This is a genomic window from Arthrobacter ginkgonis (assembly GCF_039540195.1).
Classification (GTDB): domain Bacteria; phylum Actinomycetota; class Actinomycetes; order Actinomycetales; family Micrococcaceae; genus Zafaria; species Zafaria ginkgonis.
In genome coordinates, this window is sequence record NZ_BAABEO010000012.1 from 258,970 (window position 1) to 282,220 (window position 23,251).

General features: G+C 69.9%; 20 protein-coding genes and 1 pseudogene. 13 read left to right on the forward strand and 8 right to left on the reverse strand.

Translation table 11 applies throughout. From position 1 onward, the window contains the following. Positions 1 to 15 precede the first annotated feature (15 nt). From ABD912_RS10840 to dnaE, 6 genes are all read left to right on the forward strand, one after another. Positions 16 to 528: a cell division protein SepF gene (locus tag ABD912_RS10840; RefSeq protein WP_345150727.1), complete on the forward strand. Its 513-nt coding sequence runs from the start codon at positions 16 to 18 to the stop codon at positions 526 to 528. Positions 529 to 562: 34 nt separating this feature from the next. Next, positions 563 to 844: a YggT family protein gene (locus tag ABD912_RS10845; protein ID WP_425548050.1), complete on the forward strand. Its 282-nt coding sequence runs from the start codon at positions 563 to 565 to the stop codon at positions 842 to 844. A gap of 161 nt (positions 845 to 1,005) precedes the next feature. Beyond that, positions 1,006 to 1,641: a DivIVA domain-containing protein gene (locus ABD912_RS10850; protein WP_345150729.1), complete on the forward strand. Its 636-nt coding sequence runs from the start codon at positions 1,006 to 1,008 to the stop codon at positions 1,639 to 1,641. 88 nt (positions 1,642 to 1,729) lie between these two features. Beyond that, complete coding sequence (lspA, locus tag ABD912_RS10855; protein ID WP_345150730.1) at positions 1,730 to 2,314, forward strand: signal peptidase II; 585 nt, start codon at positions 1,730 to 1,732, stop codon at positions 2,312 to 2,314. Beyond that, positions 2,314 to 3,237 (forward strand): RluA family pseudouridine synthase, encoded by a 924-nt coding sequence (locus ABD912_RS10860; protein ID WP_345150731.1) that lies wholly within the window; start codon positions 2,314 to 2,316, stop codon positions 3,235 to 3,237. Before lspA ends, ABD912_RS10860 begins: the two co-directional genes overlap by 1 nt. Before the next feature lie 16 nt (positions 3,238 to 3,253). Further along, positions 3,254 to 6,820, forward strand: a complete 3,567-nt coding sequence (gene dnaE, locus ABD912_RS10865; RefSeq protein ID WP_345150732.1) for a DNA polymerase III subunit alpha — start codon at positions 3,254 to 3,256, stop codon at positions 6,818 to 6,820. A 79-nt stretch (positions 6,821 to 6,899) separates the two neighbouring features. Here the strand turns inward: dnaE and ABD912_RS10870 are convergent, their stop codons facing one another. Further along, the gene (locus ABD912_RS10870; protein ID WP_345150733.1) at positions 6,900 to 7,484 is read right to left on the reverse strand and encodes a flavin reductase family protein; all 585 of its coding nucleotides are present in this window, start codon (positions 7,482 to 7,484) and stop codon (positions 6,900 to 6,902) included. A gap of 204 nt (positions 7,485 to 7,688) precedes the next feature. On the opposite strand from ABD912_RS10870, the gene hisD reads away from it, so the two are divergent. Together hisD and nrdR are read left to right on the forward strand one after the other, a co-directional pair. Further along, entirely contained in the window at positions 7,689 to 9,056 is a 1,368-nt protein-coding gene (gene hisD / locus ABD912_RS10875; protein WP_345150734.1) for a histidinol dehydrogenase, read from the forward strand. A gap of 54 nt (positions 9,057 to 9,110) precedes the next feature. Then, positions 9,111 to 9,599, forward strand: a complete 489-nt coding sequence (nrdR, locus tag ABD912_RS10880; RefSeq protein ID WP_345150735.1) for a transcriptional regulator NrdR — start codon at positions 9,111 to 9,113, stop codon at positions 9,597 to 9,599. 30 nt (positions 9,600 to 9,629) lie between these two features. Here the strand turns inward: nrdR and ABD912_RS10885 are convergent, their stop codons facing one another. The 3 genes from ABD912_RS10885 to map form a co-directional block, all read right to left on the reverse strand. Further along, complete coding sequence (locus tag ABD912_RS10885; RefSeq protein WP_345150737.1) at positions 9,630 to 11,510, reverse strand: alkyl/aryl-sulfatase; 1,881 nt, start codon at positions 11,508 to 11,510, stop codon at positions 9,630 to 9,632. A gap of 163 nt (positions 11,511 to 11,673) precedes the next feature. Beyond that, positions 11,674 to 12,465: a polyphosphate--glucose phosphotransferase gene (gene ppgK, locus ABD912_RS10890; RefSeq protein ID WP_345150739.1), complete on the reverse strand. Its 792-nt coding sequence runs from the start codon at positions 12,463 to 12,465 to the stop codon at positions 11,674 to 11,676. 22 nt (positions 12,466 to 12,487) lie between these two features. Beyond that, positions 12,488 to 13,360, reverse strand: a complete 873-nt coding sequence (gene map, locus ABD912_RS10895) for a type I methionyl aminopeptidase (protein ID WP_345150740.1) — start codon at positions 13,358 to 13,360, stop codon at positions 12,488 to 12,490. A 685-nt stretch (positions 13,361 to 14,045) separates the two neighbouring features. On the opposite strand from map, the gene ABD912_RS10900 reads away from it, so the two are divergent. Next, positions 14,046 to 14,222, forward strand: coding sequence for an SPOR domain-containing protein (locus ABD912_RS10900; protein WP_345150742.1), 177 nt, complete (start codon positions 14,046 to 14,048; stop codon positions 14,220 to 14,222). A 40-nt stretch (positions 14,223 to 14,262) separates the two neighbouring features. Here ABD912_RS10900 and panB read toward each other — a convergent pair whose 3' ends face one another. Further along, positions 14,263 to 15,126, reverse strand: a complete 864-nt coding sequence (gene panB / locus ABD912_RS10905; protein ID WP_345150745.1) for a 3-methyl-2-oxobutanoate hydroxymethyltransferase — start codon at positions 15,124 to 15,126, stop codon at positions 14,263 to 14,265. Positions 15,127 to 15,279: 153 nt separating this feature from the next. Between panB and glnA (ABD912_RS10910) the strand changes: the two genes are divergently transcribed. Genes glnA (ABD912_RS10910) through ABD912_RS10920 form a run of 3 tightly spaced genes read left to right on the forward strand, consistent with a single transcriptional unit; the run spans position 15,280 to position 20,002 of the window. Further along, positions 15,280 to 16,620 (forward strand): type I glutamate--ammonia ligase, encoded by a 1,341-nt coding sequence (gene glnA, locus ABD912_RS10910; RefSeq protein WP_345150746.1) that lies wholly within the window; start codon positions 15,280 to 15,282, stop codon positions 16,618 to 16,620. A 10-nt stretch (positions 16,621 to 16,630) separates the two neighbouring features. After that, positions 16,631 to 19,648, forward strand: a complete 3,018-nt coding sequence (locus tag ABD912_RS10915) for a bifunctional [glutamine synthetase] adenylyltransferase/[glutamine synthetase]-adenylyl-L-tyrosine phosphorylase (RefSeq protein WP_345150747.1) — start codon at positions 16,631 to 16,633, stop codon at positions 19,646 to 19,648. 24 nt (positions 19,649 to 19,672) lie between these two features. After that, positions 19,673 to 20,002 carry a cupin domain-containing protein gene (locus tag ABD912_RS10920; RefSeq protein WP_345150748.1) on the forward strand — a complete coding sequence of 110 codons (330 nt, stop codon included), beginning with the start codon at positions 19,673 to 19,675 and terminating at the stop codon, positions 20,000 to 20,002. 162 nt (positions 20,003 to 20,164) lie between these two features. Here the strand turns inward: ABD912_RS10920 and glnA (ABD912_RS10925) are convergent, their stop codons facing one another. Further along, positions 20,165 to 21,589 carry a type I glutamate--ammonia ligase gene (gene glnA, locus ABD912_RS10925; RefSeq protein WP_345150750.1) on the reverse strand — a complete coding sequence of 475 codons (1,425 nt, stop codon included), beginning with the start codon at positions 21,587 to 21,589 and terminating at the stop codon, positions 20,165 to 20,167. 200 nt (positions 21,590 to 21,789) lie between these two features. On the opposite strand from glnA (ABD912_RS10925), the gene ABD912_RS10930 reads away from it, so the two are divergent. After that, entirely contained in the window at positions 21,790 to 22,224 is a 435-nt protein-coding gene (locus tag ABD912_RS10930) for an RDD family protein (RefSeq protein ID WP_345150751.1), read from the forward strand. A gap of 83 nt (positions 22,225 to 22,307) precedes the next feature. Here the strand turns inward: ABD912_RS10930 and ABD912_RS10935 are convergent, their stop codons facing one another. Then, positions 22,308 to 23,069 carry a DUF4191 domain-containing protein gene (locus ABD912_RS10935; RefSeq protein ID WP_345150753.1) on the reverse strand — a complete coding sequence of 254 codons (762 nt, stop codon included), beginning with the start codon at positions 23,067 to 23,069 and terminating at the stop codon, positions 22,308 to 22,310. 72 nt (positions 23,070 to 23,141) lie between these two features. Beyond that, positions 23,142 to 23,251: pseudogene (locus ABD912_RS10940) on the reverse strand (lipoyl synthase); the annotation flags it as partial.

Genomic DNA, 23,251 nt, shown 5'->3' on the forward strand with positions numbered 1-23,251 from the left:
CTGGAGGAGAAGACCATGGCTGGCGCCCTGCGCAAGACAATGATCTACCTGGGACTCGCCGACGGCGACGAGCACTACGACTCGGACCAGTACGCCGAGCGGGAGGTCGTGCAGCGCCCGGAGGCCGTGCCCAACGAGGAGCACGCGAACCGCCCGGAGGAACCCGCGGAGCCTGCCGAAACCGAATACCGGGCGCCCGTCACACCCATCAAGCGCGCGCCGTCAGCCAGGGACGAGGATTCTTCATTGCGCCAGATCACCACGGTCCATCCCCGCTCCTACAACGATGCCAAGATCATCGGCGAGAGCTTCCGCGAGGGGATCCCGGTCATCATGAACGTCACCGACATGGGGGAGGCCGACGCCAAGCGCCTGGTCGACTTCTCCGCCGGGCTGGTCTTCGGACTGCACGGCAGCATCGAGCGGGTCACCAACAAGGTGTTCCTGCTCTCACCCTCGACCGTGGAAGTGTTGGGCGAGGACAAGAAGTCCTCCGAGGGCCAGGCTTCCTTCTTCAACCAGAGCTGAACGGGGCACATCCGCCGTGCAGATCATTTGGGCGTTGATCTATATCGCCCTGACGCTTTTCCAGGTCCTGCTCATCCTCCGCATCGTGTTCGACGTGGTGCAGATGTTTGCCCGCTCCTGGCGGCCGCGCGGCCTCGCGCTGGTCCTCGCCAGCGCCGTCTACCGGGTCACCGACCCGCCGATGCGCTGGCTCAAGTCCAAGATCAAGCCGCTGGACCTGGGCGGGATGCGCCTGGACCTTGCCTTCATCGTGCTTTACATCGCCGTGTGGGTGGCGATGCTGATCGTCCGCGGGCTCGCGTCGGCCACGGCCTGAACACGTCCTGCGGGCTTGTTTAGGGTTCGCCGCCCGAACCGTTATAGTCTGGTGACTGCATGTGTTGCGGCAAAGCCGCACCACATGGCAGCGACCGGGATAAGTGTACTCTTGCCGCAATCAAGCGGCGGGGGGAGAGAACCAAGTATCGAGGTGACCAGATGGCGCTCACGCCAGAAGATGTAGTCAACAAGCGATTCCAGCCGACCAAGTTCCGTGAGGGATACGATCAGGACGAGGTGGACGACTTCCTTGACGAGATCGTGGTCGAGCTGCGCCGCCTGAACCAGGAGAACGACGAGCTCCGCCGCCGGATCTCCGAGCTCCAGTCCTCTGGCGCCGAAGGCCAGGCCGTTCCGGCCCCGGTCGCCGCCGCCCCGGTGCCCGTGGTGGAGGAGAAGGCGCCTGAGCCGGCCCCCAAGAAGGAAGAGCCGGCGAAGGAGGAGGCAGCCCCGGTCACCGGGCACGTCTCCACCGCGGAATCCGCGGCCGGCGTCCTGGCCATGGCCCAGCGCCTGCACGACGAGTACGTCAGCGCCGGCGTCGAGCAGCGCGACAAGATCATTTCCGAGGCCCAGATCGAGGCCAACGGCCTGGTCAACGAGGCCGAGGAGAAGAGCCGCAAGACGCTCACCGCCCTGGAGCAGCAGAAGACCGTGCTCGAGCGCAAGGTGGAGCAGCTGCGCGGCTTCGAGCGCGACTACCGTGCCCGCCTGAAGACCTACATCGAGGGGCAGCTGCGCGACCTCGAGGCCAAGGGCTCCATGGCGACGCCGGAGGCCAAGGAAAACGCCTAGGCGCCACCGCACCGCCACACCGGCGGTGCGCGCCAACCGTCGGCGGCCGGGAACCCCCGGCCGCCGACGGCACGTTAAAGGGGAAGTGATGGAAGAGGATCCGACGCCGGAAGCGGCGCCGCAAGGCACGCCCTCCGGCGCATTGCCCGGGACGCCGGTCCGTCCGGCCCGCCGCCGGCTGGCCGCCTTGGCGCTGGCGATCGCCGTCGTCGGCTACGGGCTGGACCAGCTCACCAAGTGGATCGTTGAGACGCGGATGTACGAGGGGCAGAGCATCGACGTGCTGCCCCCGCTGCTGCGCTGGCACTTCATCCGCAACCCCGGGGCCGCGTTCTCCATCGGCACCGACGTGACATGGATCTTCACACTGGTGATGGCCGCCGTCGTGGCCTACATCCTGGTCCTACTGCGCAAGGTCACTTCCCTGGTGTGGGCGGTCGCGCTGGGCGCGCTGCTCGCCGGCGCCGCCGGCAACCTGACCGACCGGCTGTTCCGCGAACCCTCCTTCGGGATGGGGCACGTGGTGGACTTCATCGCCCTGCCCAATTTCGCGATCTTCAACATCGCCGATTCGCTGATCGTGTGCTCCATGATCGGGATCTGCCTGCTGATGTTCCGCGGCATCGCCCTGGACGGCACCCGCAGCGACGCGGGGGCCCGGACGGGCTCCTGATGCCGCACCTGGACGTCGCCGCCGACCAGGCCGGGCAGCGCATCGACGCCGTCGTCGCCGCCGGCCTGGGCATCTCCCGCAGCGCCGCGGCCCAGCTGTGCGCCGAGGGCAACGTCGCCATCGGCGGCAGGCCCGTCGCCAAGTCACGCAAGGCGGTGGCCGGAGAGGCCATCGACGTCACCGTCCCGGAACGTCCGGACCCGTTGGAAGTGAGGGTTGAGGCCGTGGAAGACCTGAGGATCCTGGGCGACGACGACGACTACGTCGTCATCGACAAGCCCGTGGGCGTGGCCGCCCACCCGTCCCCGGGGTGGGTCGGTCCCACCGTGGTCGGCGCGCTGGCCGCTGCCGGCTACCGCATCTCCACCTCCGGCGCCCCGGAACGCCGGGGCATCGTGCACCGCCTGGACGTCGGCACCTCCGGGGCGATGGTGGTGGCAAAAACGGAGCGGGCCTACACCGCGCTCAAGCGCGCCTTCAAGGAGCGCACCCCGGAGAAGGTCTACCACGCCGTCGTCCAGGGCCTGCCCGACCCGCTCGAAGGCACCATCGACGCCCCCATCGGCCGCCATCCCGGCCACGACTGGCGGTTCGCCGTCATCGAGGACGGCCGACCCTCGGTGACCCACTACAAGGTCCTGGAGGCCTTCGGCCGGGCCTCGCTGGTGGAGGTGCACCTGGAGACCGGGCGCACCCACCAGATCCGCGTGCACTTCGCCGCGCTGCGCCACCCCTGCGCCGGCGACCAGACCTACGGCGCGGACCCGCGGCTGGCCGCCGCCCTGGGCCTGACCCGGCAGTGGCTGCACGCCCACCGCCTGGGCTTCCCGCACCCCGTCACGGGCGAGTGGGTCGACTACACCAGCTCCTACCCGGCCGACCTCGAGCATTCGCTGGAACTGCTCCGCGACGGGCTCACCTGACCGGTAGTCTTGACGGGTGGCAAGCTCAACCCGGGACGGATTCGTCCACCTCCATGTACACACCGAATACTCCATGCTGGACGGCGCGGCCCGCTTGGGCGAGCTGTTCAAGGAGGCCGAACGCCTCGGCATGACCTCCATGGCGACCACCGACCACGGCTACCTGTTCGGCGCCTTCGACTTCTGGAACAAGGCCAACCAGGCCGGGATCAAGCCGATCATCGGCGTGGAGGCCTACGTCACCCCCGGCACCGCCCGGACGGACAAGACCCGCGTGCGCTGGGGCGAGGAGCACCAGCGCAAGGACGACATCTCCGGCGGCGGCGCCTACACGCACATGACGCTGCTCAGCTACAACAACCAGGGCATGCGCAACCTCTTCCGCGCCTCCTCGATCGGGTCGCTGGACTCGGTCTTCGGCAAGTGGCCGCGGCTGGACCGCGACCTCCTGGTCCAGTACAGCCCCGGCCTGATCGCCACCACCGGCTGCCCCTCCGGGGAGGTCCAGACCCGGCTGAGGCTCGGGCAGTACGACGAGGCCAAGCAGGCGGCCGCCGAGTACCAGGACATCTTCGGCAAGGAGAACTACTTCTGCGAGCTGATGGACCACGGCCTGGAGATCGAACGCCGGGTCACCAAGGACCTGCTGCGGCTGGCGAAGGAACTGGAGATCCCGCTGGTCGCCACCAATGACCTGCACTACACGCACGAGCACGACGCGAAGGCCCACGAGGCGCTGCTGGCGATCCAGTCCGGCTCCACGCTGCTTGAGCCGACCTACGACCAGGGCGGCTCCCGCTTCGCCTTCTCCGGCTCCGGCTACTACCTGAAGTCCCCGCAGGAGATGCGCCAGCTCTTCTCCGAGCACCCGGAGGCCTGCGACAACACCCTGCTGATCGCCGAGCGGTGCGAGGTCTCCTTCAACACCGACGCGAACTTCATGCCCAAGTACCCCTGCCCGCCGGGGGAGGACGAGACCAGTTGGCTGGTCAAGGAGGTCGACTCCGGCCTGCGGTACCGCTACCCCAACGGGATCCCGGACGAGGTGCGCAAGCAGGCCGACTACGAGCTGGACGTCATCAACAAGATGGGCTTCCCCGGCTACTTCCTGGTCGTGGCCGACTTCATCAACTGGTCCAAGGACAATGGCATCCGCGTCGGCCCCGGCCGCGGTTCCGGCGCCGGGTCGATGGTCGCCTACGCCATGCGCATCACCGACCTGGACCCGCTGCACCATGGGCTGATCTTCGAGCGCTTCCTGAACCCCGAGCGCGTCTCCATGCCCGACTTCGACGTCGACTTCGATGATCGCCGCCGCCCCGAGGTCATCAAGTACGTCACCGAGAAGTACGGCGACGAACGCGTGGCGATGATCGTCACCTACGGCTCCATCAAGACCAAGCAGGCGCTCAAGGACTCCTCGCGCGTGCTTGGCTACCCGTTCAGCATGGGCGAGACGCTCACCAAGGCGCTGCCGCCGGCCGTGATGGCCAAGGACATCCCGCTCGGCGACATCGAGAACCCCCAGGCCAAGCGCTACGGCGAGGCCGCGGACTTCCGCCAGCTGGTCGCCACCGACCCGGAGGCGGCCAAGGTATTCGAGACCGCCAAGGGCATCGAGGGCCTCAAGCGCCAGTGGGGCGTCCACGCCGCGGGCGTGATCATGAGCTCGGACCCGATCATCGACGTCATCCCGATCATGCGCCGCTTCCAGGACGGCCAGGTGATCACCCAGTTCGACTACCCGACCTGCGAGGGCCTGGGGCTGATCAAGATGGACTTCCTGGGACTGCGCAACCTGACGATCATTTCCGACGCGCTGGAGAACATCAAGAAGAACCGGGGCTTCGACCTGGACCTGGAGCACCTGGAGCTGGACGACGCCGAGTCGTACCAGCTGCTGGCCCGCGGCGACACGCTCGGGGTCTTCCAGCTCGACGGCGGGCCCATGCGCGGGCTGCTGAAGCTGATGCGCCCGGACAACTTCGAGGACATCTCCGCGGTGCTCGCGCTCTATCGGCCCGGGCCGATGGGCGCGAACGCGCACAACAACTACGCGCTGCGCAAGAACGGGCTGCAGGACATCACCCCGATCCACCCGCAGCTGGCCGAACCGCTCGAGGACATCCTCGGCGGTACCTACGGCCTGATCGTGTACCAGGAACAGGTCATGGCCATCGCGCAGAAGCTGGCCGGCTATTCGCTCGGCCAGGCCGACATCCTGCGCCGCGCGATGGGCAAGAAGAAGAAGTCGGAACTGGACAAGCAGTTCGCCGGCTTCTCCCAGGGCATGCAGGACAACGGGTACTCGCTGGAGGCCGTCCAGACCCTGTGGGACATCCTGCTGCCCTTCTCCGACTACGCGTTCAACAAGGCGCACTCCGCCGCCTACGGCGTGGTCAGCTACTGGACCGCCTACCTGAAGGCCCACTACCCAGCCGAATACATGGCCGCGCTGCTCACCTCGGTGGGCGACGACAAGGACAAGTCGGCCCTCTACCTCAACGAGTGCCGCCACATGGGCATCACCGTGCTGCCCCCGGACGTGAACGAGTCCTCGCTGAACTTCACCCCGGTCGGCAACGACATCCGCTTCGGTATGGGCGCGATCCGCAACGTCGGTGCCAACGCCGTGGTGGCGATCGTCGAGGCCCGCGAGGAGAAGGGAAGGTACGAGAACTTCTCCGACTTCCTGCAGAAGGTCCCGGCCGTGGTCTGCAACAAGCGCACCATCGAATCGCTGATCAAGGCCGGCGCTTTCGACTCCATGGGCCACGCCCGCCGCGCGCTGGTGATGGTCCACGAGGAGGCCGTCGACTCCGTCGTGGTGCTCAAGCGCAACGAGGCCGCCAACCAGTTCGACCTGTTCAGCGCCCTGGACGATCCTGCCGAGGCCGGCTCGGGCCTGACCGTCGTCGTGCCGGACCTGCCCGAATGGGACAAGAAGGACAAGCTCGCGTTCGAGCGGGACATGCTGGGCCTCTACGTTTCCGACCACCCGCTGCAGGGCCTGGGCGGGCTGCTCAGCCAGCACGCCGACCTGTCCATCAGCCAGGTCCTCTCCGAAGACGGCCCGTCCGACGGGCACATCGTGACCATCTCCGGCATGATCACCTCGCTGCAGCGGCGCATCGCCAAGAACAGCGGCAACGCCTACGCGCGCTGCGAGATCGAGGACCTGGGCGGGTCGATGGAGACCATGTTCTTCGGCAACGCCTACGCCCCGATCGCCAACGTGCTCGCCGAGGACCTGATCGTCGTGGTCAAGGGCCGCGTACAGCGCCGCGATGACGGGTCCATCACGCTCAACGCGCAGGAGCTCACCGTCCCGGAGATCAGCGAGGACGGCGAAAACGGACCGGTGGTCATCAGCCTGCCCGCGCACAAGGCCACCGAGGAGGTCGTCACCGCGCTCGGCGAGGTGCTGCGCACCCATTCGGGCAGCACCGAGGTGCGAGTGAGGCTGAACGGCACCCGGTCGGTGCAGCTGATGCGCTTGGGCATCGAGTACCGGGTCAACCCCAATTCGGCGCTGTTCGGCGACCTGAAGGTGCTGCTGGGCCCGACCTGCCTGGACGTCTAAGCCCCTGGACGTATGGCGCGCGGGGCAGCAGGGTCCCTACGTGGCGACGAAGTCGACACGAATGGGCCTGCCCCGCGCCCTAGATCTCGTACTCCAGGGATGCCGCCCGGTGGTAGGACCCGCCGTGGTAGAGCAGCGGGTGCCCGTCCGGGCCGATGCCGCCGTCGACCACTTCGGCGACCACCACGGCGTTGCTGCCGAAGGACAGCCGTAGCAGGATCCGCCCGAGCAGCCAGCCGCGCACGTCCTTGAGCAGCGGGATGCCGAACGGGCCCGGCTCCCAGTGGTCCCCGGAGAACCGGTCCGGCCCGCGGGCGAAGCGGTTGGCCAGTTCCGCATCGTCCAGGCCCAGCAGGTGCACGCCGACGTATTCGCCGTTGGCCACCGCCGGCCAGGAGGAGGCGGACAGGGCCATGTTGAAGGTGAACCGCGGGGGATCGGCGGACAGCGAGGCCAGCGACGTGGCGGTGAAGCCGTACGGAACCCCGTCCCAGGTCGCGGTCAGGATGGCCACGCCCGCCGCGTGGTGGCGGAACGCGTCGCGGAAGAGTTCGGTCAGGTCCGCCGCCTGCCGGTGCCGGGCGGCCTGGAGGTGGGGCGGTTCCTGTCGGGTTGCTTCCTGCCGGGCAGGTTCTTGTGGCGGGACGGATGGTGGGGGAACCATGGCGACCTCCTGCTGCCGCGGCCGAACCGGTTCGGCCGCGCTTCCAGCCTAAGCCCGGACCCCACCGCGCCGATACGAGGGCGGCCGGTAGGCGCGGGGCGGCCAGTGGGTACGGGGAGGCCAGCGGGGTCCGCCCGGCGAATGTTAAGCGCAACCCGGGGGCGGCGCCCCGCCCCCGGGGGCCCGCCGTCGTAGGATTGGGGGGTGAATTCCCCTGCCGCTTCCGCCTTTGCCTCCCTTCGCACCATCGACCTGCGCGGCACCCATCTGGACCACGCCGGGCTCAAGGCCGCGCTGCCGCGGCCGGAGCTGAACTTCGACACCGCCTCCGAGATCGTCGAGGGCATCATCGCGCGGGTGCGCGCCGAGGGGTTTGCCGCCCTGTCCGACCTCGCCGCCCGCTTCGACGGCGTGGAGCAGGAATACACGCGCGTCCCGGCAGGGGCCCTCGCCGAGGCGCTGGAGAACCTGGACCCGGCCGTCCGCGCCGGCCTCGAGGAGTCCATCCGGCGAGCCCGCGCCTTCGCCGCGGCCCAGGTCCCCGGGGACACCGCCGTCGAGTACCCCAACGGCGCCCGCGTGGTGCAGCGATGGTCCCCGGTGCGCCGCGTTGGCCTGTACGTTCCCGGCGGCCTGGCCGTCTACCCCAGCTCCGTGGTCATGAACGTCGTGCCCGCCCAGGCCGCCGGCGTCGGCTCGCTGGCGCTGGCCTCCCCGCCGCAGAAGGAGTTCGGCGGGCTGCCGCACCCGACCATCCTGGCCGCCGCCGCGCTGCTGGGCGTCGAGGAGGTGCACGCCGTCGGCGGCGCCCAGGCGATCGCCGCCTTCGCGTACGGCGTCCCGGCTCCCGCGGGCGCCGACGCAGGCCTGGCGATCGAACCGGTCGACGTCGTCACCGGACCCGGCAACCTGTTCGTGGCCACCGCCAAGCGCCTGGTCAAGGGCGTGGTGGGCATCGACGCCGAGGCCGGCCCCACCGAGATCGCGATCCTCGCCGACGCCACGGCCACCCCCGCCTACGTGGCCGCGGACATGGTCAGCCAGGCCGAACACGACCCCAACGCCGCCTCCGTGCTGGTCACCGACTCGGTGGAACTGGCCGAGGCGGTGCGGGTGGAACTGGCCGCCCAGGCCGCGGCCACCAAGCACGCCGAGCGCGTGCACACCGCGCTCTCCGGTCCGCAGTCCGCGGTGGTCCTGGTCGACGGGCTCGAGGACGGCATCAGGGTCTGCAACACCTACGCGGCCGAGCACCTGGAGATCCACACGCGCGACGCCGCGGCCGTGGCCGGGCGCATCACCGCCGCCGGCGCGGTCTTCGTCGGCGACCACAGTCCGGTCAGCCTGGGCGACTACTGCGCCGGCTCCAACCACGTCCTGCCCACCAGCGGCACCGCCGCGCACGCCTCCGGACTGAACGTGGAGACCTTCCTGAAGGCCATCCAGGTGATCGACTACGGTCGGGAGGCGCTGCGCGAGGTCGGGGGCCACGTCGTGGCGCTCTCCCGCGCCGAGGACCTGCCGGCCCACGGCGACGCGGTGCTGGTGCGCTTCGACGGGGACCTCTCCTGAGGTCCACCCGGCCCGTCCACGACCTGCGCCGCGGCGCGGAAAGGTAGGAACTTCGTGTACTGCCCGTTCTGCCGCAACACCGACTCCAAGGTCGTGGACAGCCGCGTCACCGACGACGGCTCCTCGATCCGCCGCCGCCGCCAGTGCTCGGCCTGCGGGAAGCGCTTCACCACGGTGGAGACCCCCACCCTGAACGTGATCAAGCGGTCCGGGGTGGCCGAGCCGTTCAGCCGCGCCAAGGTCATCACCGGCGTGCGCAAGGCCTGCCAGGGCCGGCCGGTCACCGACGACGACCTGGCCATGCTGGCCCAGGAGGTGGAGGAGTCCGTCCGGGCCACGGGAGCGGCGGAGATCGCCGCCCGCGAGGTCGGGCTGGCGATCCTGGCCCCGCTGCAGCGCCTGGACCAGGTCGCCTACCTGCGCTTCGCCAGCGTCTACCAGGACTTCGATTCGCTGGAGGACTTCGAGGCGGCCATCGCGAAGCTGCGCCGCGAGGCGGGCGCCCAGCCGGCCGGCCGGCAGCGCCCGCTGACCGCGAAGTAGCCGCCGGGACGGGCGCCGGCGGGCGTCCGCCTACGGGGTGACGATCGGAAACGACGGATTGCCCGGCGCCAGCACCGAGAACAGTGCGGTGAGCGCCGCAGCGTCGCCCTCCACCATGGCCCCGGCGGCCGCGGCCGCGGCAGGCGAGTCGGTGACGAACACCGGCAGGAGGGGCTTGGCCAAGGTCACCGTTGCGTTGGCGCCGGGGGCCGCGGGCTTCCGCACCGTGGTGAGGACCCCGTTGCGCAGCGTGGACCGGTAGTTGTGCCCCAGGTCGGGAAAGGTCCAGTCGATGGCGATGTCCAGCTCCCAGGCCTTCGGCCCGTCGATCCGGACGGCGAGCGCGTCGAAAAGGTCCTGGACGCCGATTTGCCGGGCCAGGTCCGGGGAGCTGGCAACGCTCGGGGTGCCGAAGGTGTCCCCGCGCAGTTCCGCCGCCCCGGAGAGGAAGAAGTTGCGCCAGGTCCCGTTTTCCGTCCCGTAGCCGAGCTGTTCGAGGGTGCGCGCCAGCAACTCCCTGGCCCGTGACCCGGAGGGGTCGGCAAACACCGCGTGGTCCAGGAGCGTGGCGGCCCAGCGGAAGTCGCCGTCGTCGTAGGCCGTCTCCGCCTGGGCGAGCACCGCATCGATGCCGCCCATCGCCGCGACGTAGCGCGTGGCCGCCTGCTCGGGAACGTGCTGCCAGAGCCGGGCGGGGTTGCCGTCGAACCACCCCATGTAGCGCTGGTAGACGGCCTTCACGTTGTGGCTGACCGAGCCGTAGTACCCGCGGGCGCCCCAGGAGTTCTCCAGGGCGGGCGGAAGCCTGAACCCCTCGGCGATCTCGGGGCCGGTCAGGCCCTGGTTGAGCAGGCGCAGCGTCTGGTCGTGCAGGTAGGCATAGAGGTCGCGCTGGGTGGACAGGAAGCCGATGATCTCCGCCCGGCCCCACGTGGGCCAGTGGTGGGAGGCGAACTCGACGTCGACGCGGTCGCCGAACAGTTCGATGGCTTCGGTGAGGTAGTGCGCCCACGCGCGCGGGTCGCGCACCAGGGCGCCGCGCAGCGTCAGGAGATTGTGCAGCGTGTGGGTGGCGTTCTCCGCCATGCACAGCGCGCGGTAACGGGGAATGTGGAGGTGCATTTCGGCCGGGGCCTCGGTGCCCGGCGCCAGCTGGAATTCGAAATCCACCCCGTCGACCGTGAGCGTCTGCCCGGTGGAGGTGATGTCGACGGTCGGCACGATCAGCGTGACCTCGCCCGTTGGCACCGTCTGCCCCAGGCCCGCTCCCACCTGCCCGGCGGGACCGCGGTCGAGCGCCGCGCCGTACATGTACCCGGCGCGGCGGGCCATGGCGGTCCCGGCAAAGACGTTCTCCGCCACCGCATGCCCGGTGAAGCCAGCCGGGGCGATGACGGCGACCCTGCCCCCGTCGACCTCCTCCTGGGTGGTCACTCCCTTGACCCCGCCGAAGTGGTCGACGTGGCTGTGCGTGTAGATGACCGCGCGCACCTCCCGGTCCCCGCGGTACCTGCGGTACAGCTCGCAGGCGGCGCTGGCCGTCTCCACGGTGGTCAGCGGATCGATGACGATCACGCCCGTGTCGGCCTCCACGAACGTGATGTTGGACAGGTCGAATCCGCGCACCTGGTAAATGCCCTCGACCACCTCGTACAGCCCTTGCATGCTGTTCAGCTGGCACTGCCGCCAGAGGCTGGGGTGCACGGTGCCTGGCGCGTCCCCGGCCAGGAACGCGTACGTGTCGTTGTCCCAGACCACCGTCCCGTCCGCCGACCGGATGGCGCCGGGCTCGCGCTTGGCGATGAATCCCCGCTGCGCCGCGTCGAAGTCCCGGCGGTCGCCGAACGGCAGGGTGTGCGCGGCGTCCCGGTTGGCCCGCAGGACGTGGTCCGATGCCGGTGTCTCGCCCATCCCCGCTGCCCTCTTCCCTGGGTTTCCCTCGCCACGGACTCGCGTCCCGGTCCCTCCGGGCGGGCCCCCTCTGGCAAGGGTAGGTGGGCGAAACGGCGGGGTCCATGGGTCGCGGGACCCCGGCAGCGCAGTCGATCCCCGGGACTTAGCCGATCCCCGGCAGCTAGTCGATCCCCGGAAGCCAGGCGCGCAGCGCGGCGCCCACGATGCCCGCCTTGTTGCGCAGCTTGGCGGTGGCCACCGGCGTCGCCAGTTCCAGGTGTGGCAGGAACTCGTGGCCCAGCTTGGAGATTCCCCCGCCCACCACGAACAGGTTGGGGGAGAAGAGGAACTCCACGTGGGAGAGGTACCGCTGCAGCCGCTGCGCGTACTCCGTCCAGGACAGGTCCTCGCGTTCGCGGGCGGCGGCCGAGGCCCGCGTTTCCGCGTCCACCCCGTCCAGCTCCAGGTGGCCGAGCTCGACGTTGGGCACCAACACGCCGTCGTGGATCAGCGCGGACCCGATGCCCGTGCCCAGGGTGAGCATCAGCACGGTGCCCGGCACGTCGCGACCGGCCCCGTAGGTGGCTTCCGCCAGGCCGGCGGCATCGGCGTCGTTCACCACCTGCACGGGCCTGCCCAGACGGGCGGTCATCAGGGCGTCCACTTCCGTGCCGATCCAGGACGCGTCGACGTTGGCCGCCGAGCGCGCGATCCCGTTGTGGATGATCACCGGGAACGCGACGCCGACGGGGATCCCCGGCGACGGGGCCTCCGGACGCGCGGACAGCTCGGCGACGATCTCGGCCACGGTTTCGGCGACCGCAGCGGGCGTGGCCGGGCGCGGGGTGGGGATCCGGAAGCGGTCCCCGATCAGCTTCCCCCTGTCCAGGTCCACGATCCCGCCCTTGATGCCGGTGCCGCCGACGTCGATGCCGATCGCGGTGCGCGGCGCCTGGTTGCTGTCCTTGGGCATGGGCTCTCCTGGGGTAGGGGGTCTAGGGCAGGGTGAGGATCTCGGCACCGGAGTCGGTGACCAGCAGGGTGTGCTCGAACTGCGCGGTCCGCTTGCGGTCCTTGGTGACGGCGGTCCAGCCGTCCTCCCACATGTCCCACTCGATGGTGCCCAGGGTCAGCATGGGTTCGATCGTGAACACCATGCCCGGCTCCATCACGCGGTTGTAGGCGGGCGCGGCATCGTAGTGGGGGATGATCAGGCCCGTGTGGAACGCCTCGCCGACGCCGTGGCCGGTGAAGTCGCGCACGACGCCGTAGCCGAAGCGCTTGGCGTAGGCGGAGATCGCGCGGCCGATCACGTTGATTTCGCGTCCGGGCATCACGGCCTTGATGGCGCGGCGCAGCGATTCCTCGGTGCGCTCGACCAGCAGCCGGGACTCCTCGTCCACGTTCCCGGCCAGGAACATCGCATTGGTGTCCCCGTGCACCCCGTCGATGTAGGCGGTGATGTCGATGTTGATGATGTCGCCGTCCCGCACCACGGTGCTGTCCGGGATGCCGTGGCAGATGACCTCGTTCAGCGACGAGCACAGCGACTTGGGGAAACCGCGGTAGCCCAGGGTCGAGGGGTAGGCGCCGTGGCCGACGAGGAACTCGTGGCCGATCCGGTCCAGCTCGTCGGTGGTCACCCCGGGCACGACGGCCCGCCCGACCTCCTGCAGCGCCCGGGCGGCCAGGCGTGAGGCGGCACGGATCCGTTCGATCGTCTCCGGGTCCTTGACCTCGGAGCCGGTGAACTTCGCGGGCGCGGGGCGCCCGACGTACTCGGGGCGGGCGATCCCGGCCGGGACGGAGCGTTCGGGGGAGACGGTGCCGGGGACAAGGGTGCCGACAGGGGCGGTGGTGCTGGGCATGTAACCGATACTAACCGTTCCTGTTGGGTGAGTCTTGGTGACTGGGTTGCTCCCCGAACGGTGTTGGGAGCGCGGGGTGCCCGGGTGGCCGAGGGGCCGGTTCGGCTCGGTGCCGGCCGGCGGCTCGACGGGTTTCCCGTTGCGGCCGTGGGGTCCGGGTGCGCGCCCCGGCCGGTTCGGGCACCAGGAAGCTCGGGGCGATCCTCCTCAGCCCTGACGATGTCCTGTCCGCGATGCCGCTCAATCCCGCTCACCCACCCTCAGCCGGGCCGCCCGCCCGGCCTTCCGCAATGCCGACCGACGACCGTGGAGCCGTGCGCACATGCCGGTGAGGACATCGATCGTGTCCCGCACCAGGCCATCGCCGGCTCCTGTCTCACCACAACATGGGCCAGCACCCCGACACTATGGGCGCGGCGGGCGATGCAGCCGAACCCAAACCGTAAAAGCCATTCCCTGTGCTCCACCGCCATCCCGCCGACCACCGGATCCGCCAAGGGCCGGGAGAGCTTCCACCTCGAACCGTCAGGCCCCGACCCGATCTCCGTCACCACCGGCACGGGCATCCTGCCCTCCCGGAACCACTCGTATCGAAGGCAACAGAGAACCCGATGGACGCGGCCCGGGCGCGGGGTATTCTGGGCCCAGAAGCAGGCACGGAGAGCACGCACGGAAAGGAACGGCCATGGTCGAGCCCAAGGGCGACTACTGGTACAACCTCGTGACCGGCAAGGTGGAGGTCGGGCCGCAGTCCGACTGGACCCAGCTGATCGGCCCCTACGCCTCCCGCGAGGAGGCCGAGCACGCCATCGAGAAGGTCCACGAACGCAACCAGGCCTGGGAAAAGGGCGAAGAGGACTGAGCCTGCCCGGTCTTGGAGCTCGTGCCCGGGAAGCCGTGCCCTAGAAGCTGTGCTCGGCGTCGGGGAAGGTGCCGGCCAGCACGTCGTCGCGGTAGGCGCGCGCCGCCCCGGAGATGATCGAGCGCAGGTCGGCGTACTGCTTGACGAAGCGCGGGGCCTTGCGGTTGCCCAGGCCCAGCATGTCCTGCCACACCAGGACCTGGCCGGTGGTGTCCGCCCCGGCCCCGATCCCCACGGTGGGGACCTTCACGGCGCGGTCCACTTCGGCGGCGGTGTCCGCCGGGACCATCTCCATCAGCACGCTGAACGCGCCGGCGGCCTCGATGGCCAGGGCGTCCTCGACGACGGCGCGCGCGGCCTCGCCGCGTCCCTGCACCCGGTAGCCGCCGAGGGCGTGTTCGCTTTGGGGGGTGAAGCCGATGTGGCCCATCACCGGGATGCCCGCGCGGGTGATGGCCCGCACGTGGTCGGCGAAGTGCGCGCCGCCCTCCAGCTTCACCGCGTGGACGCGGGCCTCCTTCATGAGGCGGACCGCGGATTCCACGGCCTGGCCCGGGGAGACCTGGTAGGAGCCGAACGGCAGGTCGGCCACCACGAGTGCGCGGCGGGAACCGGCGGTGACGGCCCGGGAGAACATGACCATCTCGTCGAGGGTGATCGGCAGCGTCGTCTCGTGGCCGAGCACGTTGTTGGCGGCGGAGTCCCCGACCAGCAGGACCTCGATGCCCGCCTCGTCGAAGATCCCGGCCATGTACTGGTCGTAGGCGGTGACCATCGCGAACCGCCGGCCGGCTTCCTTCGCCTGGGCGAGGTGGTGCGTGCGGATCCGGGCGGGGGGCGCCGGAACCGGAGCCGGCTGTGCCGCCGGTCCCTGTCCGTAGGGCGCGCTTTCTTGGGCACTCATGGGCACCAGACTACTCGACCCTTGACCTGCCCCGTTGACCTGTGCCGTCACGAAGCGGCGTGGGGACACGAGGGAGCGGCGGGCATGGGTAAAGTGGACTGCGGTGGCCACGGGCCGCCGCCCCGTGAGCCGTCATGGTAAGGAGAGCCGCACATGGACCGCCAGCAGGAATTCGTTCTGAGGACCATCGAGGAACGCGATATCCGCTTCGTGCGCCTGTGGTTCACCGACGTCGTCGGGTCGCTGAAGTCGGTGGCGCTGGCCCCGGCCGAGGTGGAGGGCGCCTTCGAGGAGGGCCTGGGCTTCGACGGCTCCTCGATCGAGGGCCTGTCCCGCATCTACGAGTCCGACATGCTGGCCCAGCCGGACCCCTCGACCTTCCAGATCCTGCCGTGGCGCGGGGAGAAGGAACCGACCTCGCGCATGTTCTGCGACATCCTGACCCCGGACGGCGCCCCGTCCGCGGCGGACCCGCGCAACGTGCTCAAGCGCCAGCTCTCCGTCGCCGCGGACATGGGCTTCACTTGCTACACCCACCCGGAAATCGAGTTCTACCTGCTGAAGTCGGACTCGCTGGGAGATCAGGGTGCCCCCGTCCCGGTGGACCAGGGCGGCTACTTCGACCACGTCCCCGGCGGAGTGGGCCAGGACTTCCGGCGCCGGGCGGTCACCATGCTCGAATCCGTGGGCATTTCCGTGGAGTTCAGCCACCACGAGGGCGGTCCGGGGCAGAACGAGATCGACCTGCGCTACGCGGATGCGCTGCAGACCGCTGACAACATCATGACCTTCCGCACGGTCATCAAGGAGGTCGCCCTCCAGCAGGGGATCTACGCGACCTTTATGCCCAAGCCGTTCTCCGACCAGCCCGGCTCCGGCATGCACACCCACTTTTCGCTCTTCGAGGGCGACGCCAACGCGTTCTACGAGGCCGGCCAGGAGTTCCAGCTCTCCACCACGGCCCGCCAGTTCATGGCCGGGATCCTGCGCCACGCCCCCGAATTCACGGCCGTGACCAACCAGTTCGTGAACTCCTACAAGCGCCTCTGGGGCGGCGGCGAGGCGCCGAGCTACCTGTCCTGGGGCCACAACAACCGCTCCGCGCTGCTGCGCGTGCCGCTGTACAAGCCGAACAAGGGGCTCTCCGCGCGCGTCGAGTACCGCGGCATCGACTCCGCGGCCAACCCCTACCTCTCCTACGCGGTGCTGCTGGGGGCCGGCCTGAAGGGCATCCGCGAAGGCTACGAGCTCCCGCCGGGCGCCGAGGACGACGTCTGGAGCCTCTCCGCCGCCGAACGGCGCGCCATGGGCCACGACCCGCTGCCGGGCAGCCTGCACGACGCGATCCGCAGCATGGAGGAGTCCGAGCTGGTCGCGGAGATCCTCGGCGAGCAGGTCTTCGAGAACTTCCTGCGGAACAAGCGCGACGAGTGGCACGAGTACCGCCAGAACGTGAGCCCGTTCGAACTGAACCGCTACCTGGGCATCCTCTAGCGGCCAGGCCATGAGTCTGACGCGCCGGCTGCTCGGGGCCGGGTTCGGGGACCTGGACCGGGCCAAGCGGTTCCTCGGGTCCACGGAGTTCGAGGGTCTTGACGAGGCGGCGCTGGTGGAGGCCTTCGCCGACGCCCCCGACCCGGACCTGGCCGTCCTGTCGCTGGTGCGGCTGGCCGAACGCGCCCCGCAGGTCCTGGACCTGGTCGGGGACCGCGGCCGTTCCCGGCCGCTGTTCCGGCTGTTGGGCTCCTCCGAGGCGCTGGCCGACTTCCTCATCCGCCATCCGGACCGGCTGCCCCTGCTGGAAAGGCCCCGTCCCGACGTGCTGGTCCGCGCCCCCGCCGACGGGCTGCGCGCGGCGATGCTCTCCGCCGTCGGCGCCGACGCCACGGAGGGGAACGCCCCCGTGGCCGCCGTCGGGGGCAAGGACGCCTACGTGCCCCTGCGGACCACCTACCGCGCCCTGCTGGTGGACCTGGCCCTGCGGGACCTGTGCTCCGCGGACCCGCTGCGCTCCATGCCCGAGGTCGGCCGCGAACTCGCCGATCTCGCCGCGGCCGCGATCGAGGCGGCCCTGTCCGTGGCCCGCCTCGAGGCCGCCGAGCGCTTCGGCGCCGAGGCCGTGGCCGCCGTGCGGCTGGCCGTGATCGGCATGGGCAAGTGCGGGGCGGGGGAACTGAACTACATCTCCGACGTGGACGTGATCTACGTCCACGAGTCCGTGGGGCTCGAGGAGGACAGCGCCTCCCGGATCGCCGCCGCGCTCGCCACGGGCATCGCCCGCGCGCTGGGGACCCACGCCCCGGAACCGGCCCTGTGGGAGGTGGACGCGAACCTGCGCCCCGAGGGAAAGGACGGCGTGCTCTCGCGGACGCTGGATTCCCACGTCGCCTATTACCGGCGCTGGGCCCAAAGCTGGGAGTTCCAGGCCCTGCTCAAGGCCCGCCGCATCGCCGGCGACCTGGCGCTTGGGGCCGCCTACGAGGCCGCGGTGGCTCCGTTGGTGTGGTCCTCGTCCGAACGCGAGGGCTTCGTCGAATCGGCCCAGGCCATGCGGCGCAGGGTCACCGACAACATCCCCGCCCAGGAGGTGGGCCGGCAGCTGAAGCTGGGCCCCGGCGGGCTGCGCGACGTCGAATTCACCGTGCAGTTGCTGCAACTGGTGCACGGGCGGGTCGACGAGACGCTCCGGGTCCGCGACACCACCTCGGCGATCGCCGCGCTGAGCACGGCCGGGTACATCGGCCGCTCGGACGCGATCGAGTTCGACGCCTCCTACCGCTACCTGAGGGTGCTGGAGCACCGGATCCAGCTCGTCCAGCTGCGCCGCACCCACCTGATGCCGGTCAAGGAGGACGCGCTGCGCGCGCTGGCGAAGTCCTCGCTGGGCCCGGCCGTGGCGGTGCGCCCCAGCGCCGAAAAGCTGACGGGAGAGTGGCAGCGCACCAAGCGCGGTGTCCGCTCGCTCCACGAGCGCATCTTCTACCGCCCGCTGCTGGCCACCGCGGCCCACCTGAGCACCGACGAGGTCCGCCTCACCCCGGAAGCGGCCCAGGCGCGGCTGAAGGCCCTGGGCTACGCGGACCCGCGCGGTGCCATGCGGCACATCGAGGCGCTCACCGCCGGCGTCAGCCGCCGGGCAGCGCTGCAGCGCCAGCTCCTGCCGGTGCTGCTGGGGTGGATCGCCGAGGGAGTGGACCCGGACGCGGGCCTGCTCGGCTTCCGCCGCCTGAGCGAATCGCTGGGGGAGAGCCACTGGTACCTGGGGATGCTGCGCGACTCCAGCGCCGGGGCCGAGCGCCTGTGCCACAGCCTCTCCAACAGCCGCTTCATCACGGACCTGATGGAGGTTTCCCCGGAGTCGGCGGCCTGGCTGGGTGATGACAAGGACCTGGTGCCGATGCCGTTCGAGCAGCAGTGGCAGGAAATCACCGCGAAGCTGAGCCGCCACCGCGGGCGCCATCAGGCCATGCGCCTGATCCGGCTGATCCGCCGCCGCGAACTGCTGCGCATCGCCCTGGCCGACGGGGCCGGGGTGATCGACCTGGACCAGGTCGGCCGGGCCCTGTCCGAGACGGACCAGGCGGCCGTCCTCGGGGCCCTGCGGGTCGCCGAGGATACCGAGTACGCCGACCGCGAGAAGCTCACCGACCTGCTGGTGGTGGCCATGGGCCGGCAGGGGGGCCGCGAGATCGGCTACTGCTCCGACGCCGACGTGATGTTCGTGCACCGGCCCCTGCCCGGGGCGGACCCCCAGTCCGCGCAGGAGCAGGCGCTGCGGATCTGCTCGCGGCTGGGGGCGCTGCTGGGCCAGCCCCTGCAGCCGGCGGTGCTGGCCGAACCCCGGCTGGAGGTGGACGCCGACCTGCGCCCCGAGGGGCGGCAGGGCCCGCTGGTGCGCTCGCTTGAGGCCTACCGGGAGTACTACGAGCGGTGGGCCCTGGTCTGGGAAGCTCAGGCCCTGCTGCGCGCCCGTCCCATGGCCGGAGACGAGGCGCTGGGGCGCGACTTCATGGAGCTGGTCGACTCGGTGCGCTACCGCGGCGGCCTGGAGGAGAAGGACGTGCGGGAGATCCGCCGGATCAAGGCGCGCGTGGAATCCGAGCGCCTGCCGCGCGGCGCGGACCCGGCACGGCACCTCAAGCTGGGCCGCGGGGCACTCAGCGACGTCGAATGGCTGGTCCAGCTGCTGCAGCTGCTGCACGCCGCCGAGCACCCTGCGCTGCGCACCACCTCCACCCGCCCCGCGCTCAGGGCGCTGGGCGAGGAGGGGCTGCTGCCGCCCGGCGACGTGGAACTGCTGGACCGGGCGTGGGCCTTGGCCGCGCGCGTGCGAAGTGCCATCGTGGTGTGCACGGGCCGAACGTCGGACGTGCTGCCCAGTTCGCGCCGCGATTTGGAGGCCGTGGCACGCTGGTGCGGCTATCCCGCCGGGCAGGCGGCCCGCCTGGAGGAGGACTACCTCAAGACCACGCGCCGTGCGCGCCAGGTCTTCGAGCGCCACTTCTACGGGTTCGAGGGTTAGGCACACCAGCGAGAGGAAACCGCCATGCATGTCACCCAGGCCCAGCTCGAGGAACTTGCCGCGGAACACCTGGAGAAGGCCAAAACGGCCCCCCACAACCGCAGCGCGCATGCGGTGCTCCACGACGGACGGCTCCGGCACACCCTGGTGGCCCTGGATGCGGGGGGCGAGATCGATGACCATTTCAAGCCCGAGGCCGCCACGATGCAGGTCATGCAGGGAGCGGTCACCGTGACTTGGGACGGCGGGGAAACCACGATCGAGCACGGCGGCCTCTACGTCCTGCCCGGTCCCACCCACAAGGTGTCCTCCGCGGAACCCTCCGTCTTCCTGCTCACCACCATCGCAGACTAGTACCTGGCGCAACTGAGTATCTGGCACAACGACGGCGGGGCCGCACCTTCGAAAGGTGCGGCCCCGCCGTCGTGCTGGTGGCTGCTGCCCTGCAGCGCCAAACGCGGGGCAGCCGGGTCCCTGCATGGCGACGAAGTCGACATGCAGGTCCTGCCCCGCGCGCTAGCAGCCGTAGTAGAGCTCGAACTCGTACGGGTTCGGGCGCAGGGAAAGCGGCTTGATCTCGTTCTCGCGCTTGTAATCGATCCAGGTGCGGATCAGGTCCTCGGTGAAGACGTCGCCGGCCAGCAGGAACTCGAAGTCGTTCTCGAGCGCGTCCAGGGCCTCCTCGAGGGAGCCCGGAGCCTTCGCGATGTCCTTGGCTTCCTCGGCGGGCAGCTCGTAGAGGTCCTTGTCGACCGGCGCGGACGGCTCGATGCGGTTCTTGATGCCGTCGATGCCGGCCATCAGCTGGGCGGCGAAGGCCAGGTACGGGTTGGAGGAGGCGTCCGGGGCGCGGAACTCGATGCGCTTGGCCTTCGGGTTCGAGCCGGTGATCGGGATGCGGATGCCGGCGGAGCGGTTGCCCTGCGAGTACACCATGTTGACCGGGGCCTCGAAGCCCTTGACCAGGCGCTTGTAGGAGTTCACGGTCGGGTTGGTGAAGGCCAGGACCGCGTCGGCGTGCTTGAGCAGGCCGCCGATGTACCAGCGGGCGAGGTCGGACAGGCCGGCGTAGCCCTTCTCGTCGTAGAACAGCGGGTCGCCGTTGGACCACAGCGACTGGTGGCAGTGCATGCCCGAGCCGTTGTCGCCGAAGATCGGCTTCGGCATGAAGGTGGCGGACTTGCCCCAGGAGTCGGCGACGTTCTTGATGATGTACTTGAACTTCATCAGGTCGTCGGCCGCGTGGACCAGGGTATTGAACTTGTAGTTGATCTCCGCCTGGCCGGCGCCGCCGACCTCGTGGTGGGAGCGCTCGACCTCAAGGCCCGCGGCGTCCAGCTCCAGGCACATGGCGTCGCGCAGGTCGGCCTGCTTGTCGGTCGGGGAGACCGGGAAGTAGCCGCCCTTGAACGGGGTCTTGTAGCCCTGGTTGCCGCCCTCTTCCTCGCGGCCGGTGTTCCACGGAGCCTCGTCGGAGTCGACCTTGTAGAAGGAGCCCTGCGGCTTGGAGTCGTACTGGACGTTCTCGAAGATGAAGAACTCGGCCTCGGGGGCGAAGAAGGCGGTGTCGGCGATGCCGGTGGAGGCCAGGTAGGCCTCGGCACGCTCGGCCACGCCACGCGGGTCGCGGTGGTAGGGCTCGCCGGTGCGCGGGTTCACGATGGAGAAGTTCAGCGCCAGGGTCTTCTCGACGCGGAAGGGATCGATGAACGCGGTGGTCACGTCCGGGATCAGCTGCATGTCGGACTCGGCGATGCCCTGGAAGCCGCGGATGGAGGAGCCGTCAAAGAGCTGGCCGTTCACGAAGAAGTCCGCATCAACCGTCTTGGCGGGAACGTTGAAGTGCTGCTGCACGCCCGGCAGGTCGGTGAATCGGATGTCGACGAACTTCACGTCTTCATCGGCGATGTACTTGAGGACTTCGTCCGGATTCTTGAACAAGGTTGCTCCTAATCGCTGCTCCCGGGCACATATGGTCCCGTGGGCCGAGGGTCGGTTCCCGGCGCCGCACCAAAATCTAGCAATGGGCAGTTACCCGGCTGTGTCCCAATTGTTTCCGGGAGGTTACGCGGCGCGCTCGTGAGCCATCGTACCCCGCCTCGGCGGGACGGTGCGCACGGCCCGACGGTACCCTTGGAAGTGTGGAAAGAAAAGACATCGGTTCCTGGCTCGAGGGCCCTCCCCAGCTGAATTCGCAGACGTGGCCGGGCCAGCGCCTCGGCCGCCCGGAGCACGGGCCCGGCAGCGTGGGCCGCATCGGCCGCCGCATCGGGGCCCTGCTCATCGACTGGGGGCTGGCCATGGCGCTCTCCGCCTGGTTCTTCGGGGGCGACTCGTTCGCGAACCTGTCCCTGTTCGCGGCCATGCAGCTGTTGTTCGTCGGCGTCACGGGGCATTCGATCGGGCACCGCGTTTTCGGCCTGCAGGTCCAGGGGATGGACGGCAGGCCGGCCAAGCCGCTGGCCGTCCTGGTGCGCACCGCGCTGGTGTGCCTGGTGATTCCGGCACTGGTCGCGGACGCGGACCAGCGCGGACTGCACGACCGCGCCATGAAGACAATCCTGGTCCGGATCTGAGGTCCGGCACCACATAGGGAAGGCCCCGAACCGAACGGTTCGGGGCCTTCCCTATGTGGTGCTGCGTAGCGTGGTGCCGCGGACTACCGTCCCCGCATGGCCTTGCGGTCCGGGCGGGCGCGGTTCGGGTCGATGCCCTTGGGGATCGGCAGCTTGGCACTGCCCAGGGTGGACAGGCGGCGGTCCACCTGGTGGATTTCCTGCTTGCCCAGCGCCTTGGGCAGCTTCTTGATGGCCTTGGCGAGGTCCTCCACGCTGGTCTGGCCCTCGGTGCTGCCGGAGTTGATGATGTGGATCGGCACGTTCGGGAGCACCCGTCCCATGCGCTTGCGCTCGGCTTCGACGAGCGGGCGGACGCGTCCGGACGGCCCTTCGGTGACGAGCACGACGCCGGGTCGGCCGATCGCGGCGAACACCAGGTCCTGGGTGCGCGGGGCCACCGCGACCGGCTGGTCCTTGACAACCCAGCCGCGGCCCAGTTCGCTCAACGCCGCGCCGGCTGCGCCGGGACGGTCCTTGATCTGGGCGAAGGCGGCCCGGCGGGCGCGCCGGGACAGGATTGCCACGGCGGCCAGCAGGCCGAGCGGGAGGGAGATCAGCAGGAACGTGATCCAGTTGCCCATGATCAGGCCCAGGATCAGGCCCACTGCGGTGATCCCGAGGAACGCCAGCAGCATCAGCCACACCACCGAAGGGTCGTGGCGGCGGGTCATCTGGAAGACCTGCCCGATCTGCTTCAGGCGGCCCGGTTGCTTGGGTCCCTTCGCGGGCTTGGGCTTGCGCGAAAAGAGGCCGCGCTTGGGCTGGGAGGCCTCGGCGGAGGCGCTATCGGAGGTATTGGCCATAGTGATCCAATTCTAAGGGAAAGCCGGGACTCAAGATGCAGGCGTCGGGTGCCCGGATTCGGAAGTCCCGGTTCAGGGGGCGGGGATCAGGCTGGCGGCTTCCTGGCGGGTGGCCCCGGAGGACTCGATGTGGGCCAGGGCCTCGGGGATGGGCAGGCCCTTCTTGCGCATCGCGCCGGCCC